The following is a 16846-nucleotide window of genomic DNA, read 5'->3' as shown; positions in this document are numbered from 1 at the left end:
GCGGTTCAGGCCCGCACGAGGAGCATGATCTGGTTGGCGGAGGCGGCCGTCCGCCGGTCCGCGAGCACGATCAGCGTGCCCAGGGACCGGGCCAGCCGCCCCGCGAGGTCCCTCTCCTGCTGCCGTTGCAGCAGGGCGATCGCGGCCAGGAGCCCGGTCCCCCCGACGGCCAGGGCGGACTCGTCGAACGGAGCCCGGCGATCGAGGATCGGGGCGGCCACGGCGTGGGCGCGCACCAGGATCTCCCGTACCTCCGCACGGGCCGGGTCGTCCGACAGCTGCCGCAGGACCTCCCGGATCTCACCGCCCGGGTCCTCGGCGCCTCGCGCGGTCTCCGCGGTGGATCCGCCGAGGAGCTTGGCGACGAACCGCTCGAACGAGGTGCGCGCCTGGCCGTCGCCGGCCTTGGCGCCGCGCGGCGGGCTCGGCCACTGGCGCAGGAGCGCACCGGCCGCGGGGACGATGGCGGGCAGCAGGTCCGGGTCGGCGAGACCGCGGGCGATGTCGCAGGCGAGGGCACGGTTCAGGTCGCGGCTCAGCGCACGGCCCAGGTCACGGGCACGGGCCGCGGAGTCGGTGATCCGGCGCCGGCGCTCCAGGTCGTGTTCGGCGTCGTCGCCGCCGAGGAGATCGAGGAGATGACGGGTGAGGTCGCGGGCGCGGACGACGGCGGAGTCGTGGGCGGTGTCCCGGTACGGCGGCAGGTCGAGGTCGAGGCGCCGGGCCCGGTCGCGGTCGAGCCGGTGCGCGCCGCGGAACGCCTGGAGCGGCAGGTCGGCCGCCCGCTCCCGCGCGTCGGCGCGGTCGAGGGCCCGCGTGTACGCCCGCGCCTGGTCGCGGCACCGCTCGAGGTCGTGCGCCAGGTCCGTGCCGTGATGTACGGCGAGGGCGCGCCTCAGGTCGCGGATGCGGTGGCGCATGAGAGGCGTGACGCCCGGATCCGGCCGGCTCAGGGCGTAGGTGAGATCCCCGGCCAGCGCGTGGGCGTGCGCGACGGCGGGCTCCAGCCCCTTGCCCTGGCGACCGTCGGCGGTGGCCCGGTCGAGGACCAGCGCGAGGTCATGTCCTGCGGACAGCTCCCGCCAGAGGGCGGTGCCGAGGTTCATCGCGACGGCGAACACGATGTTGACCACCTCGGGGCCGGAACGGACGGAACGGACGTGCTGCAGGTCCGCGGCCAGGTCGAACACGAGGTCGATGACGCCGGCGAGGTCACGGGCGCGATCCACCGTCATCATCCACTCGATCGCCGACGGCTCGAGCCGATCGGCGCGGAGGTGAGGGGCGAAGGCACGCGTGTAGGCCAGGAGATGGTGCAGGTCACGGTCGGGGACGGGCCACGGGATCCGCGCCAGGCGCAACGCCGGCCGGATCGCCTCCAGGACCGTACCGGGGTAGCCGCCGAGCCGCTCCCAGGCCGGCGTGTAGGGCCACGGAACCCGGTCCGGCCGGTGGAGCACGACGCGGCCTTCACCGGCCCAGACGGTGTGCCGGCCGAGGACGGGCGTCAGGGTGGCGTCGGGATGGGCGAGTTCGGCCGGAGCGGGCAGCCGGTACGTGGGGCCCTCGTCGAGCAGGGTGTTGAGCCAGCCCACGAAACGTGCCGCGTCGTCGGCCCACATGCCGACGGCCGGGGAGCGTCCGGTGGCGCCTTCGCCGCGCGGTGGCGGCGGAGTGTGGCGTCCGGCCCCGCGCTCGTACAGGACGAACAGGTGGTACAGGTCGTGGGAGACCGGCTGGGCGCACATCGCGGTGGTGCCGTGCCAGACGATCTCCCGCAGGCCGCGCGAGGCGGTCACGGCGGCGATGAGCCGCAGCCGCCGGCGAGCCGCCGGGTCGTCGCGGGCGGGCACGTCCGCCGCCGTGAGGAGCCGGTTGAGCCGGGCCCGGGTGCCGGGGTCGATCTCCAGCGCCTCATCGGCGCAGTCGAACGCGAGCGCCAGCGCGTCGATGGTGCCGGACGCGAGGCAGGCGTCGATGACCGGTGTCGCGTTGCTGCCCGCGGCCCACAGCAGCGTGGTCTCCCGCCACCACGGATCGTTGACGCCCTCGGTGAGCAGGTGCAGGTGCTCGGCGGGCTCGGCGCGGATGTGGGCGGCGGCCAGGTACTCCTGCAGGCTGAGATGGACGAAGCCGCAGGCGCCGTGCTCGCCGCCGACGAGCACGCCGTTCTTGCGGACCTCCTCAAGGAAGATCGCCGGGGTGAGCCCCTCCTGGCCGGTGACGTGCCGCAGCGGCCCGCGGATCAGGTCCTCGGCGTCGGCGGCGGGCATGTCGCGGGTCCGCTCGCGCATCATCCGCAGCGCCAGGTGACGCATGACGCGCACCTTCTTGGGACCCTCCAGGCCGGTCGCGTCGGCGAGGTTCTTGGCCTCCTGACGCCGGTGGAGCAACGCGTCGCACATCTCCGAGTACAGGTCCGCGCGGCTGCGCGGCAGCGCGCCCCGGTAGCGGTGCACGTTGGCGATCATGGTGAGGAGCAGCGGGTTCGCGGCGAGCTCGTACATCGCCGGGCCACTCCTCAGCTTGCGCAACAGGTCGTCGGCCTGCCGGCGGGCGGCGGCCCGCACCGGCCCGCCCGACCGGTTCCGCGCGCGGCACTCGACGGCGTAGGACCAGTGGTGCAGGAACTCGGAGATCTGCTCCGCGGTGAAGCGCTGGACCTGCAGCACGTCGGCGTTGGGCAGCGGATTGGAGGAGTAGCCGTGCGGCCGGGAGGTGATGACGAAGGTGTTCGCGGGATACCGTTCGATCTGCCGGCGTATCCATCGGACGACGGTCGCGCGATCCCGGTCGTCGGCGATCTCGTCCAGGCCGTCCAGCAGGATCACGCACCGGCCCTTGTCCAGCCGCGTGCCCAGCCAGTTCGCCGGGATCCGGCCGTCCAGCCACCCGGCCGAACTCGCCACGTCCGGCAGGAACGGCGGCTGTTCGGCCAGGATCGACCGGACGTGGTCGCGCAGGTAGAGCAGTACCGGTAACTGCCGCCGGCGCCAGAACCTCCAGTGCCGGCCGCACATCGCCAGGGCGGTGTGCCGGGCGAGCGTGGTCTTGCCCGACCCCGAGGCGCCGATCACCGCGAAGACCCGGCGCTCCCCCAGGAACGACTGCAACGGCCGTCGCGCTCCGGCCTGCTGCGGCGCCACCGGACCGAGCCCCGAGTCGCGCTCGGTCTCCTGCGGCGGGCGGGGCCGGAGGGCCACGTCCACGTACACCTGGCGCATCCGCAGCACGAACTCGCCGTGCGTCACCACCCCGATGGTCTCCATGTCGGCCACCGAGGCCCGGAGCTGCCGCAGATACGTACGCCGGCGGCCGAGCATCCAGCGTTCCACCGCGGCGGCCGGGGCCTCGGACCGGGAGATGTGCAGGGAGAGCACCGAGCCGAGCACCGTGAAGCCCAGCGCCAGGTACGCCCAGGTCCACCTGACGCCGGCGCCGGCGACGACCTGGTTGGTCGCCACTCCCCCGGCCACCAGGGCCGCCGCTCCGGCCATCACCAACATGCCGGCCTGCGTACGCTTCATCCGCTCCCCTGTCGATCGGCCCGCCGTCCTGGTGCCGCCGGTCACCACTTAATCGGTCACAGGCCCGGCGAATGCGCCATTCGCCGAACTTTCCGCAGCAGTCACGACCGAAAGAGCGAATGGCCTTTACGTTGTAGATCATCAGCGTTGAGGGCGCACTACCTGGACACTCCGTCGCGTACTGGACACAGCACTTTCCGGTCCGGATACTCATCTCATGGCAGGGCTTCCGGCACGCGCCTCGGATGCGGATCGCGATCGCGTACTCCGCGAGCTACGCGAGAGGGTCGCGGAGGGCAGACTGTCGCATGAGACGTTCGAACGGCGCGTCGAGTCGGCGCTGCGGGCCCGCAGCAACGCGGAGCTGACCGCGCTCGTCAGCGACCTGCCCCCGGCCAGCCGCCTGGTCCGCGGTCTCACCGGAGCCGTCACCTCACTGTCGTCGATGACCGCACGCCTGGAGGCCGCCTGGCGCGCGCCGCGCCTGCCGCGCTTCGCCCTCCCGCCGCACGACTGGTCGCGCCTGCTGATCGGCCGCGCGCCGGGCTGCCAGTTCGTCGTGACCGACCTGAGCGTCTCCCGGGTGCACGCCGAACTCCGCCGTGCCGGGGACAACTGGCTGCTGTCCGACCTCGGCTCGATGAACGGCACGCTCGTCAACGGCTACCGCATCGTCGCCCCCACGCGCGTACGCCCGGGCGATGAGGTCACCTTCGGCAAGACCCGCTTCATCCTCGCCTGACGAGCGCGACGTGGCCACACGGCCGTCATTGCCGGTCCTTCGTCTCGGGGGCGACAGGGGCGTTGAGGTTGTACCGGATGCCCGCGACGCGGATCAGGAAACAGGCGAGGGCGGCCCCGAGCGCCGCGGGAAGACCGTAGACACCTGCGCGTACCGCCGCCACCGCGACGGCCGCGCCGACCAGGGCGGGGATGGCGTACAGGCCACTGGTGAGGACCGTGGGGACGCGACGGACGAGAACATCGCGGATCGTCCCGCCGCCGACGCCCGTGACGGCTCCCAGGATGACGGCCGGGGCGACGGCGAGACCGTACTGCAGGGACTTGGTCGCCCCGGTGACGCAGAACAGGCTCAGCCCCGCGGCGTCGAACAGCTCGATGTGCGGGGCGAGCCTCCGCAGCGGCCGGCTGAGGAAGAACGCGACCAGCGAGCCGCCCGCCGCCACCACGAGATAGGGCCAGTATCGGAACGTCGCGGGCGGCAGCGCGTCGATGAGGGTGTCGCGCAGGACCCCGCCGCCGAGGGCGGTCATCATGCCGAGCGTCAGCACCCCGACGATGTCGAGCCGGGTGGCGCGCAGGCCCGTGATGGCACCGTTGAGCGCGAACGCGAAGGTACCGGCGAGATCGAGCGCGAGCAGAAGCGGTGATTCGGACATGACCGTCAGCGTGCCTCCTCATCCGGCCGGCCACGAACCCGGCCGTGGACCTCAGGCGGCGTCATGACCCCCGAGGCACGCGTCGGCGTCGTCTGTGCCCGCTCATACCCGCCGGAAGCGCCGCCGGACACGGTCTCGGCTTGATAACACTGCGTGCCGGCCGTCTTGACGGCGTCCTCCGGCGGTCCTACTTTCACCGGCACGTTAGGAAAGTTTCCTAACGCCATTGCTCCCGCCGGAGTCGCCGTGTCCACGTCCAGCCCGGGCACGCCGGGCACCCCGAGGCTGCTGCGCGCCATCAACGACCGCGCCGCACTGAAGGTGCTGCTCGAACGGGGTCCCCTCACCCGCCCGGAGATCGGGACGCTCACCGGCCTGTCCAAGCCGACCGCCTCCCAGCTGCTCACCCGGCTCCGTGACGCCGGCCTGGTCGTGGCCGACGGCATCCGCGAGGGCGGCCCCGGCCGTACCGCCGAGCTGTACCGCATCAACGCCTCCGCCGCGCACGTCGCGGCGCTGGAGGTGCGCCGCGCGCAGATCCGCGCCTGCACGGCCGACCTGACCGGCACGGTGACCGGCCGCTTCGAGCTGCCGACGCCGGGACCGTCCGGCGGTGACGCGATCGCGCGGGCGCGCACGGCCGTGGAGGGGGCCATGGCGGACGCCGGGCTCGACCGGGTCGACCGCGTGGTCATCGGGGTGCCCGGCGCGGTCGACCCGCGGACCGAGCGGCTCGGTTACGCCTCCCACCTGCCCGGCTGGCACATCCCGGACCTGCTCACCCGGCTGCGCGAGGGGCTCGGCGTGCCGGTCGCCGTGGAGAACGATGTCAACCTGGTGGCGATGGCCGAACTCGCGCACGGCCAGGCCACCGCCACGGCCGACTTCGTGCTGCTGTGGGTCAGCGCCGGCATCGGCATGGCGATCGTGCTCGGCGGCACGCTCGTGCGCGGTGCCACCGGAGGCGCCGGAGAGGTCGGCTACATGCCGGTCGCCTCGGCGCCGATCATCCGCGAGCCCGGTCGCGCCAACACCGGCGGTCTGCAGGCCGTCGCCGGCGCGCCCGCCGTGATCAGGCTGCTGCGCGAGCACGGCTTCCGCGGCGGACGCGCCGACCAGATCGTACGACGGGCGCGCGAGGCGTACGAGGACGGCGACGAACGGGCCCGGGCGGGCCTGGAGGAACTCGCCACCCGCCTGGCGACCGGCCTGGCCGCCATCGTCAGCGTGCTCGACCCCGAACTCATCGTGCTCGCCGGCGAGGTGCCCCTCGCCGGCGGCGAACCGCTTCGCTCCCTCGTGGAGCGTGAACTGCACACCATGACCATCCCGCATCCGCCGCTGCGGCTCAGCTCGGTCGACGGCAACCCCGTCCTGGCCGGCGCGCTGCACCTCGCACTCGGGGAAACACGCGAGGAGCTCTTCTCCAGCACCGTCCGTTAACCCCCGGCCGCGTACGGCCGGCGCCCGAAGGAGACCGGAGTGTCCCCACGACCATGGCGGCTCATCACCGCATCGATCATCACCGCCGCCGCTGCCACCGCGTGCACCGCGGGCGGCCAGTCACCCGCGAGCGGCGGCCCCAAGGCCGACGCGCCGCAGACGATCGAGGTCTGGCACGGCTGGAGCGCACCCCATGAGGTGAAGGCCTTCGAGGACGCCATCGCCGGCTTCCACCGGCTGCACCCCAACATCACCGTCAAGCTCGTCAAGGGTCAGGACGACACCAAGATCCTCAACGCGATCCGCGGCGGCAACCCGCCCGACGTGGTGTCGTCCTTCTCCACCAACAACGTCGGGCAGTTCTGCTCCAGCGGCGCGCTGCAGGACCTGACGCCGTACCTGAAGAAGGACAAGGTCGACCTGAACCTGTTCCCCAAGGCGGTGCAGGACTACACGCAGTACCGCGGCGACCGGTGCACGCTGCCGCTGCTCGCCGACGACTACGCCCTCTACAGCAACAAGGCGCTGATGAAGGGCAACCCGCCGCCCAAGACGATCAGCCAGCTGACCGCCCTGGCCAAGAAGCTGACCGTACGGAACGCCGACGGCACGATCAAGGTGGCCGGCTTCATCCCGTCGGAGACCTACTACGAGCACGTGCCCGAGCACATCGCCGGGCCCAGCTTCGGCGCGACCTGGCTGACCGCCCAGGGGCGGGCCGACTTCGCCGCCGACCCGGCCTTCACGAAGTACCTGCAGTGGGAGAAGGGCCTGCTCGACTGGTACGGCTACGACAACGTCAAGAAGTTCATCCACTCGATGGGCCAGGAGTTCGAGGCCTCCAACCCCTTCGAGAAGGGCAAGGTGGCAATGGCCATCGACGGCGAGTGGCGCACCAAGTTCCTCCAGCAGGAGGCGCCGAAGGTCCAGTACGCGACCACGCCCACGCCCGTCGACGACGCCCGCGCCAACACCTACGGCGGCGGGTTCGTCACCGGCACCATCATCGGCATCCCGCGCGGCGCCCGGCACGCCCAGGCCTCCTGGGAGTTCGTGAAGTACCTGACCACCGACACCGACGCGCTGGTGACCTTCGCCAACGGCCTGGGCAACGTGCCCAGCACCATCCCCGCGCTGGCCTCGCCGAACCTCGACCTCCCGCCGCAGTTCAAGACGTTCCTCGACGTGTTCAAGAACCCGAACAGCTCGACCATCCCCTCCACCATCAACGGCGGCGACTTCATCGTGAAGTTCCAGAGCTTCGTGCAGGAGCAGTGGGAGCCCGGCAAGGTGACGAACCTTCGGCAAGGCCTCCAGGGCCTGGACAAGAAGGTGAACGACGCGCTTCAGCTGGCCGGCGGCTGATGGCCGCCGCACTGACGGCCAGGAGGGCGCCGGCGTCGCGGGCGCGGCGCCGGCACCGCCTCCGGGTGCTGGCGTTCCTGTCGCCGTGGCTGCTCGGCTTCACGCTGTTCTTCGCCTACCCGCTCGCCGCCACGGTCTACTTCTCCTTCTTCCGCTACAACCTGTTCCAGCTCACGCCGGTCGGGCTGACCAACTACAGGTTCCTGTTCAAGGACCCGTACGCCTGGCGGGCCATCAAGAACACACTCTGGCTCGTCGTGGTGATGGTCCCGCTGCGGGTGCTGTTCGGCCTCGCCCTCGCCCAGCTCCTCACCAGGATCAAGCGGGGCGGGAACATCCTCCGGTCGATCTTCTACCTGCCGTTCCTGATCCCGCCCGTCGCGGCCACCGTCGCGTTCGTGTTCGTGGTCAATCCCGGCACCGGGCCGGTCAACGGCATCGCCGCCAAGATCGGCATCCACCTGCCCGACTGGTTCAACGACCCCGACTGGACCAAGCCGGGCCTGACCCTGCTCGCCCTGTGGGGCATCGGCGACGTCATGATCATCCTGCTGGCGGCGCTGCTGGACGTGCCCACGTCCCTGTACGAGGCCGCGGCCATCGACGGCGCGAACGCCTGGCAGCGGTTCCGCCGGATCACCCTGCCGACGATCTCGCCGGTGCTGATGTTCTCGGTCGTCACCGGGGTCATCCAGACCCTGCAGTACTTCACCCAGGCGATGGTCGCCGCGAACGCCTCCCAGGGCAACGCCGACCAGGCCGGCACCACCACCGCTCCCGGCTATCCCGACGGCGCCTCGCTGACCTTCCCCCAGACGCTCTACAACGAGGGCTTCCAGCAGTTCAACATGGGCTACGCGTGCGTGCTCGCGCTCGTGCTGTTCGTCGTCGCCATGTTCTTCACACTGATCCTGCTCCGCCGGTTCCACGCGTTCGGCGACGATGACTGAAGGGACGACGATGACCGGCACGACGCTCGCGACGCGGCGCGCTCCCGCCCTCGGCTCGCCGGCCCGGCGCCGGACGCGGAGGCGGGGCCGCCGGATCCTGTACTGGGTGGCGACCCACGCGATCGCGATCGCCCTGGCGATCATGTTCCTGGCGCCGCTGGTGTTCATGTTCCTCACCGCCGTGATGAGCAGCAACGAGACCCTCACGGGCGAGCTGTGGCCGCGAAGCTGGCACTGGTCCAACTTCGGCACGGCGCTGACCACCGACCACGGCGTGATGCTGCACTGGCTGCTCAACACGCTGCTGTACGCGGTGCTGGCCACGGCGTTCATGCTCGTCTCCAGCATCCCGGTCGCCTACGCCCTGGCGCGGTTCCGCTTCCGCGGGCGCAAGCTGGCGTTCGTGCTGGTCATCACCACGATGATGCTGCCGCCGCAGGTGACGATCGTGCCGATGTACATCGTGTGGGCGCGATTTCATCTGACCGGCACGCTGTGGCCGCTGATCCTGCCGATGCTGTTCGGCGACGCGTTCTCCATCTTCCTGCTCCGGCAGTTCCTGGTGACGATCCCGGCGGAGTACGCCGACGCGGCGCGGGTCGACGGCTGCGGGGAGTTCGCCGCGATGCTGCGGGTGGTGCTGCCGATGGCGCGGCCCGCGATCGCCGCGGTCGCGCTGTTCCAGTTCTTCTACGCCTGGAACGACTACTTCGGCCCGCTCATCTACACCAAACCGGACTCGTGGACGCTGGCGGTCGGCCTGTCGACGTTCCGTGCGGCGCACCACGTCGAGTGGAACCTGACGATGGCCGCGACCCTGCTGACGGTGCTCCCGGTGATGGTGGTGTTCTTCCTCGCGCAGCGGGTGTTCATCCAGGGAGTGACGCTGACGGGGGTGAAGGGATGAAGCTGTGCGTGGTCGGCGGAGGCTCGACGTACACGCCGGAGTTCGTGGACGGCCTCGCCCGGCTTCGCGACACGCTGCCGGTGTCCGAGCTCGTCCTCGTCGACCCGGACGAGCGCCGGCTGGAGCCGGTCGGGGCGCTCTCCCGCCGGATCCTGGCGCGGTACGGCCACCCGGGCGTGATCCGTACGACGACCGTCCTCGACGAGGGCGTGGAGGGCGCCGACGCGGTCCTGTTGCAGCTGCGGGTCGGCGGGCAGGCCGCCCGGCGCGTGGACGAGACGCTTCCACTCGAGTGCGGCTGCGTCGGCCAGGAGACGACCGGCGCCGGTGGGCTCGCCAAGGCGCTGCGCACGGTCCCGGTGGTCCTCCGCATCGCCGAACGGGTCGCCCGCCTGGCGCCGGACGCCTGGATCGTCGACTTCACCAACCCGGTCGGCATCGTCACCCGCGCGCTGCTGGACGCCGGACACCGCGCCGTCGGCCTGTGCAACGTGGCGATCGGGTTCCAACGGCACTTCGCCCGCGCGCTCGGGGTGCCGCCCGGCGACATCCGGCTCGGCCACGTCGGCCTCAACCACCTGACCTGGGAACGCAGCGTCCACCTCGGCGATGAGGACGTGCTGCCGAGGCTGCTCGCCGAGCACGCCGAGGAGTTCGCGGCCGACATCGGCCTGCCTTCGGCTCTCCTTCGGCGCCTCGGTGTCGTACCGTCCTACTACCTTAGGTATTTCTACGAACACGACGCGGTGGTGGCGCAGCAACTCGATGCGCCGTCGCGCGCCGAGGAGGTGGCCGCCATCGAAGAACGCCTCCTGCGGATGTACGCCGACCCGGCACTGGACACCAAGCCGGAGCTCCTGGAGCGGCGCGGCGGCGCGTACTACTCCGAGGCCGCGATCGACCTCGTCGCGTCCCTGTACGCCGACCGCGGCGACGTGCAGGTCGTCAACGTGCGCAACGGCGACCGGCTGCCGTTCCTGCCGCCCGAGGCGGTGATCGAGGTCCCGGCCCGCGTCACCGCGACCGGCGCCGACCCGCTGCCGGTGGACCCCGTCGAGCCGCTGTTCGCCGGCCTGATCGCCCACGTGACCGCGTACGAGGAGCTGGCCCTGGAGGCGGCGCTCAAAGGAGGTGTCGACCGGGTGACGGACGCCCTGCTCGCTCATCCGCTCATCGGGCAGGTGAGCACGGCCACCGACCTGGCCGACCGGCTCGTCGCGGCGAACGCGGCGCACCTGCCCTGGGCGGTGGGCGCGTGATCGTCGCGATCGACGGCGGGAACAGCAAGACCGACGTCGTGGTCCTCACCACCGGCGGCGAGATCCGCTCGACCGTACGCGGCGGCGGCTTCCGGCCCGTCGCGGACGGCGTCGAGACCGCCGTGGCGGCCCTGACCGACGCGGTCACCCGCGCGCTGGAGGCGGCCGGCCTGACCGCGCCGTGGCCGGTCGCCGACCACGTCTCGGCGTACCTGGCCAACGTGGACCTGCCGGAGGAGGAAGAGGAGTTCCACCGGATCATCACGGCCTGCAACTGGGGCCGCAGCGTCCGGGTCGGCAACGACACCTTCGCCCTGCTGCGCGCGGGCGTCACCGACCGGTGGGGCGTGGCCGTGGTGTGCGGCGCGGGCATCAACTGCGCGGGCGTCGGCCCCGACGGTCAGATCGCCCGGTTCCCCTCGATCGGCCGGGTGACCGGCGACTGGGGCGGCGGCCACCACCTCGGCGAGGAGGCCCTCTGGCACGGCGTACGGGCCGAGGACGGCCGCGGCCCGAAGACCGCGCTCGCCGAGGCCGTCGCCGCGCACTTCGGCGCCTCCAGCGCGCTGGAGGTCGGCCTGGGCATCCACTTCGGCGAGATCTCCGAAGAGCGCCTCGGCGAGCTGGCCCCCGTCCTGCTCAAAGTCGCGGCGTCCGGCGACGAGGTCGCGGCCCGCCTGGTCGAACGCCAGGCCGACGAGGTGAGCGCCCTGGCTACGGTCGTCCTGCGGCGGCTGGACCTGCTGAACTCCCCGGTGGAGGTCGTCCTCGGCGGCGGAGTGCTGGCCGCCCGCGACACACTGCTCATGGCCGCGATCCAGGAGCGCTTCTCCCGTATCGCGCCCCAGGCCAAACTCATCGTCGTCGACGCCCCGCCGGTCCTCGGCGCGGCCCTGCTCGGCCTGGACGACGCCGGCGCGCCCCCGGAGGCCCATGAGCGCCTTCTCGCCTTCTACGCCCGAAGCCCCGCCGGCCTGTGACCTCGGCGGGCGGCGGTCCCGGCGTCGTTCACACTGTGTTGTCGCGTCTTCCCCGGGCGCGGAACGACGCAGGACAATGAGATCGGGCCGGTTGGAGGACATTTCCGCATGTCCCCAGTCGCCGGCCAGAGCGTTGCCGCCGCCTGAGTCATCGCGCCGGACACCATGTCGGCGCCGCTCCGCCGGCCAAGACGTCTGCCGGGCAGGAAACCGGCGTCGGCCACGGCGCGTCTTGCGCTAGGAGGTCGCGCCGCCGGCCGGCGGCGCCCGAACCACGGCGGTGCCCGAACCACGGCGTCGCCCTTCCCAGCGTGCGGCCGCGCGGCGACGACGCGGGTCCGGTCTCGGCCGCCGCCCAGCCCGGTCGGTAGGTGACTCGCGCAGGGATCGGGACCCTGGGAAGGCCGCCCTGCGCCGACCGCACCCATGCCGTCCGGACGTGGCCTGCTCCGGGTGGGAGCGGCCGGCGCCCGGCGGGCGCGAGCGGCCGGGCTCGCGGCGGCCGCCCAGGCAGGCGCAAGCGGTGGGCGCCCAGGCGGCGCGGCCGCCACGATGGCCTCGCGGCGGAGCCATCGCTGAACCCAACTACGACACCGCGAGGTCGGCTGGTCGGTGGAGGCCTGCGCGGCGAGCTGGTCGCCGCCGCCGACGCCCCGGCCGCCGCGCGGACATTCCGGCCGCCGTGGGCATCCCGGTCGCCGCCGACGTCCCGGCCGGTGCCTGCGCCCGGCCGGCGTCCGACCCGTGCCGCCCAGCCGGCACGGCGGGCGGGCCCCACACCCGTCCGAACCCACGCGCAGGTGGAGCTCAACTCCTGGGAACGGGCGATCTTGGCGTCTGGGGGCGGCCGGTGGAAGCGCGGTGAAGTCCGTCGCCGGTCCCCGGTGGGTACGGCGGTGGCGCGGCTGTCGTGCCCGGGTGGCCGGGTGGCCGGGTGCTGGGGCGTGTCTCAACCGGGTGTCTCCAGCTTCCGGGCGAGTTCTTCCAGTGCGGCGAGATCCTCGGATGTGAGCCGGTCGACGAAATGGTGGCGGACCGACGCGACATGGGCGGGAGCGGCGCTCTTCAACGTGTCCAGCCCCTGCTCGGTGAGCACCAGGAGGCAGCCTCGGCCGTCGGCCGGGTCGGGTGCGCGTTCGAGGAGACCGCGGGCCTCCATCCGGGTGGCGTGCCGGGACAGGCGGCTGCGGGACCAGCCCATCTTGGCGGCCTGCTCGTGCAGGGTGCTGGTGTGGTCGGGGCGTTCCGACAGCGTGCTCAGCACCTCGTAGTCCGGCTCAGAGAGTCCGGCGGACGCCAGATCGCGCGCCGTGCCCGTCTGGACGGCGATCACCATGCGGCGGAAGGCCCGCCACGCTCGCTCCTCGTCCGGGTTCAGCCATCGTACGGGTTCCGCCGGCAATCTCTTTGACATGTATACAACATACCGCCTAACCTTCGTTTCCATGTCAACGAAAATGGTGCGTGTCCTCGTCGTGGTGTGCAGCACTCGCCCCGGCGCCTTGGGCCGGACGGTCGGAGAGTGGATGATCGAGACGATCACAGCTCGCGCCCTGGAGCTCGGCGTCGAACTCGTGCCGGTGGCCCTCGGCGACCTTGATCTGCCGTTCCTCGACGAAGAGCAGCATCCGTCGTCGGGTGTCTACCGGCACGAGCACACGCGGCGGTGGAGCGCGATCGTGGACGCGGCGGACGGCTTCATCGTCGTGACGCCGGAGTACAACTACGGGATGCCCGCGACCCTGAAGAACGCGCTGGACTACCTCAGTCGCGAGTGGGCCTGGAAGCCGGTCGGTTTCGTCAGCTACGGCAACACCTCGGCGGGCACCCGGTCCGTGCAGCACGCCAAGCAGGTGGTGACCACCCTGCGTCTGGTGCCACTGGGCGCGACGGTGGCGATCCGCATCGGTGACGCGACCCGGAATGGGACGCTGAGTCCGAACACCGCTCTCGCGGGAGCGGCCGTCGGCGTCCTGGACGAACTCGTCCGCGTGGCGAATGCCCTACGGCCGATGCGCGAGCGGTCGGCGGCCGGAGCGCCGCCCGGACCGTTGCCGGGGTCCTACGTGCGGCGACTGACCCCCGACGACGCTCCCGAGGTCACCGTCCTGCAGCGGTGCTGCTGGGTGGAGGAGGCCATCGCCAACGACGCCTTGGCCGTCCCCGCCCTGCACGAGTCGCCGGAGCAGGTACGCGACTGGCTGGCGGCCTGGCACACCACGGGCCTGTGGCTGGACGGCCGGCTTCTGGGCATGGTGCGGGCCCGGCGCACCGAAACCGATTGGCATGTGGGCCGGCTCGGCGTCGTTCCCGACCTACGGGGCCGAGGCATCGGGCGCCGGCTGCTCCGCGGCGCCGAGGCGGCCGCCGAGCCGAAGTGCCGTCGCATCGTGCTGTTCACCGGCACCGGCAGCCGCTACAACATCGGCCTGTACGAGAGCGAGGGATACCGGCGCGCATCACTCCCCGGCACCGACGGGACCACCCGTCTCGTCAAAGAGCTCGTCCCCTGAGATCCCCGCGAGGCCGCGCCGGGTGCTCGTACGGGCCCGCGGCCCGGCGCGAGGTGACGGCGGCGCCCACCGGCCCGTACAACGCCATGGCGGGACCTCCCCGCGGCCCCGGCGAGCGGGCCGGCGGCGACCATGGCCCGCGCGGATGCCGAAGGCGACCTCAGAGCCTGCCGGATGTCCGCCCGGTGGGTCGGGCGGGACGCGGCCGCGCACACTACCCTGGGACCCATGCGCATGGTGACCGCGGCGGTCCTCGACCTCTGTTGTGTGCTGGCGTTCGTCCTGATCGGACGGGCCAGTCACAGCGAAGGCGAGACGCTCGCCGGGGCGGCGAAAACGGCGTGGCCGTTCCTCGCCGGCCTCCTGATCGGCTGGTTGGTGACGCGGGGCTGGCGGCGTCCCGCGGCGCTCCTGGCGACCGGTGCCGGGGTCTGGCTGGCGACCGTCGCCGCCGGGATGGCGCTGCGCGCCGTCTCCGGTCAGGGAATCGCCGCCACTTTCGTCCTCGTCGCGCTCGTTTTTCTCGGGCTGGCGATGTTCGGCTGGCGTGCCGTGGCCGGCCGGCGCATGGCGGCATGACCGCGCGGCCACGGACACCCCTCGCGGCGTCGGTCGCGGGATCCGGGGCGGCGCGGCGCCTTCGGTCGAATCCGGACCCTTGGCGATCATCGCCGCCACACATCCTCTACAGTGAAGTAAAAGTTCAGGTCCGTCGGCCCCGCGACGTCCCGTGTCGCCGACCCCGCACCGCGGACACCGACTCGCCGGCGCCCGGCACCGATGGATGAGGGCAGATCATGCACCAAACTCCGGCTCGTAGCCCGCACCAACCCCCGGCTCGCGCCCCGCACCGGCCTCGTCGCCCCGAGCCCGAGCCGCCCGAGCGCGACCTGCTGGCCAAGATCGTGCGTGGCACGCTCGCCGTCATCTTCGGCGGTTTCGGCGCTGGAATACTCCTGTTCCTGCTCGCCTTCCTGCTCAGCCTCTTCCTCGGCTGACCGGCCCCGCCCGAGGCCGCGCCGTCCAGGGCGGCGGGGCGAACCCGTGCCGGGGTGGACCCCCGGCACGGCGACGTCGGCGTACGGCGCGGCGGCTAGAAGTTGATCATGTGGCCGGCCAGGCCGTGCAGGGCCTCCTTGACGGCCTCGCCCAGGGTCGGGTGGGCGTGGACGTTGCGGGCCGCCTCATGGACGGTCAGGTCCCACTGCTGGGCGAGAGTCAGTTCGGGCAGCAGCTCGGTGACGTCCGGACCGATGAGGTGGGCGCCGAGCAGCTCGCCGTACTTGCCGTCGCTGAGGATCTTCACGAAGCCGCCGGGGTCGCCCAGGCCGTGGGACTTGCCGTTCGCGGTGAAGGGGAACTTGGCGACCTTGACGTCGAAGCCCTTCTCGCGCGCCTGCGCCTCGGTCCAGCCGAAGCTGGCGATCTGCGGCTGGCAGTACGTCGCACGCGGGATCATGACGTAGTCCAGCTCCATCGTCTCCGCGTCGGCGATGGTCTCGGCCGCGACGATGCCCATCGCCTCGGCGGCGTGCGCGAGCATCAGCTTCGCGGTGACGTCGCCGATGGCGTAGATGTGCTCCACGCTGGTACGGCAGCGGGCGTCGACGTCGATCGCGCCGCGCTCGGTCAGCTTCACGCCGGTGTTCTCCAGGCCGTAGCCCTCGACGTTGGGGGCGAAGCCGATCGCCTGCAGGACCTTGTCCGCCTCCAGCACCTGCTGTTCGCCGTTCTTGGAGACGGTGACGCGCAGCTTCGGCCCGGTCTCGTCGATGCCCTCGACGCGGGTGGAGGTGAGCACGTCGATGCCGAGCTTGCGGTAGCGCTTGGCCAGCTCCTTGGAGACCTCCTCGTCCTCCAGCGGGACGAGCCGGTCCAGGAACTCCACGATCGTCACCTTGACGCCGTAGTTGGCCAGGACGTACGCGAACTCCACGCCGATGGCGCCCGCGCCGGCGATGACGATGCTCTCCGGCAGGCTGTCGCTGAGGATCTGCTCCTCGAAGGTGACGACGCGCTCGGACAGCGTCGTGCCGGGCAGCAGCCGCGCGCTCGCGCCGGCGGCGATGATGCAGTTGCCGAACGTAATCTCCTCACCGTTGACCACGATGGTGTTCGCGTCGGTGAAGGACCCGCGGCCCTCGTACTCGGTGATGCCGTTCTTCTTCATGAGGTAGTGCACGCCCTTGACGCGCCCGTCGGCGACCGTACGGCTGCGCTTGAACGCCTCGCCGTAGTCGAACCGCACCTCACCGTCGACCTGAATGCCGAACGTCTTCGCCTCGCGCGTGAAGATGTGCGCCAGTTCGGCGTTGCGCAGCAGGGCCTTGGAGGGGATGCAGCCGACGTTGAGGCAGACCCCTCCCCAGTAGCGCTCCTCGATGATCGCGGTCTTCAAACCGAGCTGGGCGGACCGGATCGCGGCCACGTACCCGCCCGGCCCCGCGCCGAGGACGACGACGTCAAAATGTGTGCTCATGCCGAAAACGATATTGCGCCCGG

Annotated in this window: 14 protein-coding genes; 10 read left to right on the top strand and 4 right to left on the bottom strand. The window is 71.9% G+C overall.

Annotated features, from left to right (window positions below):
* Positions 1–5: 5 nt before the first annotated feature.
* Positions 6–3527: an NACHT domain-containing protein gene (locus tag ACQEV1_RS26100; protein ID WP_433396679.1), complete on the bottom strand. Its 3522-nt coding sequence runs from the start codon at positions 3525–3527 to the stop codon at positions 6–8.
* A gap of 217 nt (positions 3528–3744) precedes the next feature.
* Between ACQEV1_RS26100 and ACQEV1_RS26095 the strand changes: the two genes are divergently transcribed.
* Positions 3745–4269 (top strand): DUF1707 and FHA domain-containing protein, encoded by a 525-nt coding sequence (locus tag ACQEV1_RS26095; protein ID WP_285575467.1) that lies wholly within the window; start codon positions 3745–3747, stop codon positions 4267–4269.
* Between the two features lie 25 nt (positions 4270–4294).
* Here the strand turns inward: ACQEV1_RS26095 and ACQEV1_RS26090 are convergent, their stop codons facing one another.
* Positions 4295–4927, bottom strand: coding sequence for a trimeric intracellular cation channel family protein (locus ACQEV1_RS26090; RefSeq protein ID WP_285624555.1), 633 nt, complete (start codon positions 4925–4927; stop codon positions 4295–4297).
* A 246-nt stretch (positions 4928–5173) separates the two neighbouring features.
* Between ACQEV1_RS26090 and ACQEV1_RS26085 the strand changes: the two genes are divergently transcribed.
* Genes ACQEV1_RS26085 through ACQEV1_RS26060 form a run of 6 tightly spaced genes read left to right on the top strand, consistent with a single transcriptional unit; the run spans position 5174 to position 11831 of the window.
* Entirely contained in the window at positions 5174–6370 is a 1197-nt protein-coding gene (locus tag ACQEV1_RS26085; RefSeq protein ID WP_285624556.1) for an ROK family transcriptional regulator, read from the top strand.
* Positions 6371–6409: 39 nt separating this feature from the next.
* On the top strand, positions 6410–7735 hold the full coding sequence (locus tag ACQEV1_RS26080) for an extracellular solute-binding protein (RefSeq protein WP_285624557.1): 1326 nt from the start codon (positions 6410–6412) through the stop codon (positions 7733–7735).
* Entirely contained in the window at positions 7735–8685 is a 951-nt protein-coding gene (locus tag ACQEV1_RS26075; RefSeq protein ID WP_285575459.1) for a carbohydrate ABC transporter permease, read from the top strand. The genes ACQEV1_RS26080 and ACQEV1_RS26075 overlap by 1 nt, the downstream gene beginning before the upstream one ends.
* A gap of 10 nt (positions 8686–8695) precedes the next feature.
* Positions 8696–9592, top strand: a complete 897-nt coding sequence (locus ACQEV1_RS26070; RefSeq protein ID WP_285624559.1) for a carbohydrate ABC transporter permease — start codon at positions 8696–8698, stop codon at positions 9590–9592.
* Positions 9589–10851: a 6-phospho-beta-glucosidase gene (locus ACQEV1_RS26065; protein ID WP_433396674.1), complete on the top strand. Its 1263-nt coding sequence runs from the start codon at positions 9589–9591 to the stop codon at positions 10849–10851. The genes ACQEV1_RS26070 and ACQEV1_RS26065 overlap by 4 nt, the downstream gene beginning before the upstream one ends.
* Complete coding sequence (locus tag ACQEV1_RS26060) at positions 10848–11831, top strand: N-acetylglucosamine kinase (protein WP_285624565.1); 984 nt, start codon at positions 10848–10850, stop codon at positions 11829–11831. Before ACQEV1_RS26065 ends, ACQEV1_RS26060 begins: the two co-directional genes overlap by 4 nt.
* A 949-nt stretch (positions 11832–12780) precedes the next feature.
* Here the strand turns inward: ACQEV1_RS26060 and ACQEV1_RS26055 are convergent.
* Positions 12781–13245, bottom strand: a complete 465-nt coding sequence (locus tag ACQEV1_RS26055; protein ID WP_433396672.1) for a MarR family winged helix-turn-helix transcriptional regulator — start codon at positions 13243–13245, stop codon at positions 12781–12783.
* A 31-nt stretch (positions 13246–13276) separates the two neighbouring features.
* On the opposite strand from ACQEV1_RS26055, the gene ACQEV1_RS26050 reads away from it, so the two are divergent.
* From ACQEV1_RS26050 to ACQEV1_RS26040, 3 genes are all read left to right on the top strand, one after another.
* The gene (locus ACQEV1_RS26050; protein ID WP_433396670.1) at positions 13277–14344 is read left to right on the top strand and encodes a GNAT family N-acetyltransferase; all 1068 of its coding nucleotides are present in this window, start codon (positions 13277–13279) and stop codon (positions 14342–14344) included.
* A gap of 228 nt (positions 14345–14572) precedes the next feature.
* On the top strand, positions 14573–14923 hold the full coding sequence (locus tag ACQEV1_RS26045) for a DUF3054 domain-containing protein (RefSeq protein ID WP_285575444.1): 351 nt from the start codon (positions 14573–14575) through the stop codon (positions 14921–14923).
* A gap of 218 nt (positions 14924–15141) precedes the next feature.
* The gene (locus tag ACQEV1_RS26040; protein WP_285624571.1) at positions 15142–15342 is read left to right on the top strand and encodes a hypothetical protein; all 201 of its coding nucleotides are present in this window, start codon (positions 15142–15144) and stop codon (positions 15340–15342) included.
* A gap of 95 nt (positions 15343–15437) precedes the next feature.
* Here ACQEV1_RS26040 and lpdA read toward each other — a convergent pair whose 3' ends face one another.
* Positions 15438–16823, bottom strand: a complete 1386-nt coding sequence (gene lpdA / locus ACQEV1_RS26035) for a dihydrolipoyl dehydrogenase (RefSeq protein ID WP_285575440.1) — start codon at positions 16821–16823, stop codon at positions 15438–15440.
* Positions 16824–16846: the final 23 nt, after the last annotated feature.

It is taken from the genome of Actinoallomurus sp. CA-142502 (assembly GCF_050936355.1).
GTDB classification, from domain to species: domain Bacteria; phylum Actinomycetota; class Actinomycetes; order Streptosporangiales; family Streptosporangiaceae; genus Actinoallomurus; species Actinoallomurus iriomotensis.
Note: the sequence above shows the minus strand (reverse complement) of the source record. Positions and strands in the feature narration are given on the sequence as shown.

Bases quoted from the DNA above. Each gene is read 5' to 3' on its own strand.
- ACQEV1_RS26050 (WP_433396670.1), top strand. From the start codon at position 13,277: ATGTCAACGAAAATGGTGCGTGTCCTCGTCGTGGTGTGCAGCACTCGC.
- ACQEV1_RS26100 (WP_433396679.1), bottom strand. From the start codon at position 3,527: ATGAAGCGTACGCAGGCCGGCATGTTGGTGATGGCCGGAGCGGCGGCC.
- ACQEV1_RS26095 (WP_285575467.1), top strand. From the start codon at position 3,745: ATGGCAGGGCTTCCGGCACGCGCCTCGGATGCGGATCGCGATCGCGTA.
- ACQEV1_RS26040 (WP_285624571.1), top strand. From the start codon at position 15,142: ATGCACCAAACTCCGGCTCGTAGCCCGCACCAACCCCCGGCTCGCGCC.
- ACQEV1_RS26065 (WP_433396674.1), top strand. From the start codon at position 9,589: ATGAAGCTGTGCGTGGTCGGCGGAGGCTCGACGTACACGCCGGAGTTC.
- ACQEV1_RS26055 (WP_433396672.1), bottom strand. From the start codon at position 13,245: ATGTCAAAGAGATTGCCGGCGGAACCCGTACGATGGCTGAACCCGGAC.
- ACQEV1_RS26090 (WP_285624555.1), bottom strand. From the start codon at position 4,927: ATGTCCGAATCACCGCTTCTGCTCGCGCTCGATCTCGCCGGTACCTTC.
- ACQEV1_RS26070 (WP_285624559.1), top strand. From the start codon at position 8,696: ATGACCGGCACGACGCTCGCGACGCGGCGCGCTCCCGCCCTCGGCTCG.
- lpdA (WP_285575440.1), bottom strand. From the start codon at position 16,823: ATGAGCACACATTTTGACGTCGTCGTCCTCGGCGCGGGGCCGGGCGGG.
- ACQEV1_RS26045 (WP_285575444.1), top strand. From the start codon at position 14,573: ATGCGCATGGTGACCGCGGCGGTCCTCGACCTCTGTTGTGTGCTGGCG.
- ACQEV1_RS26075 (WP_285575459.1), top strand. From the start codon at position 7,735: ATGGCCGCCGCACTGACGGCCAGGAGGGCGCCGGCGTCGCGGGCGCGG.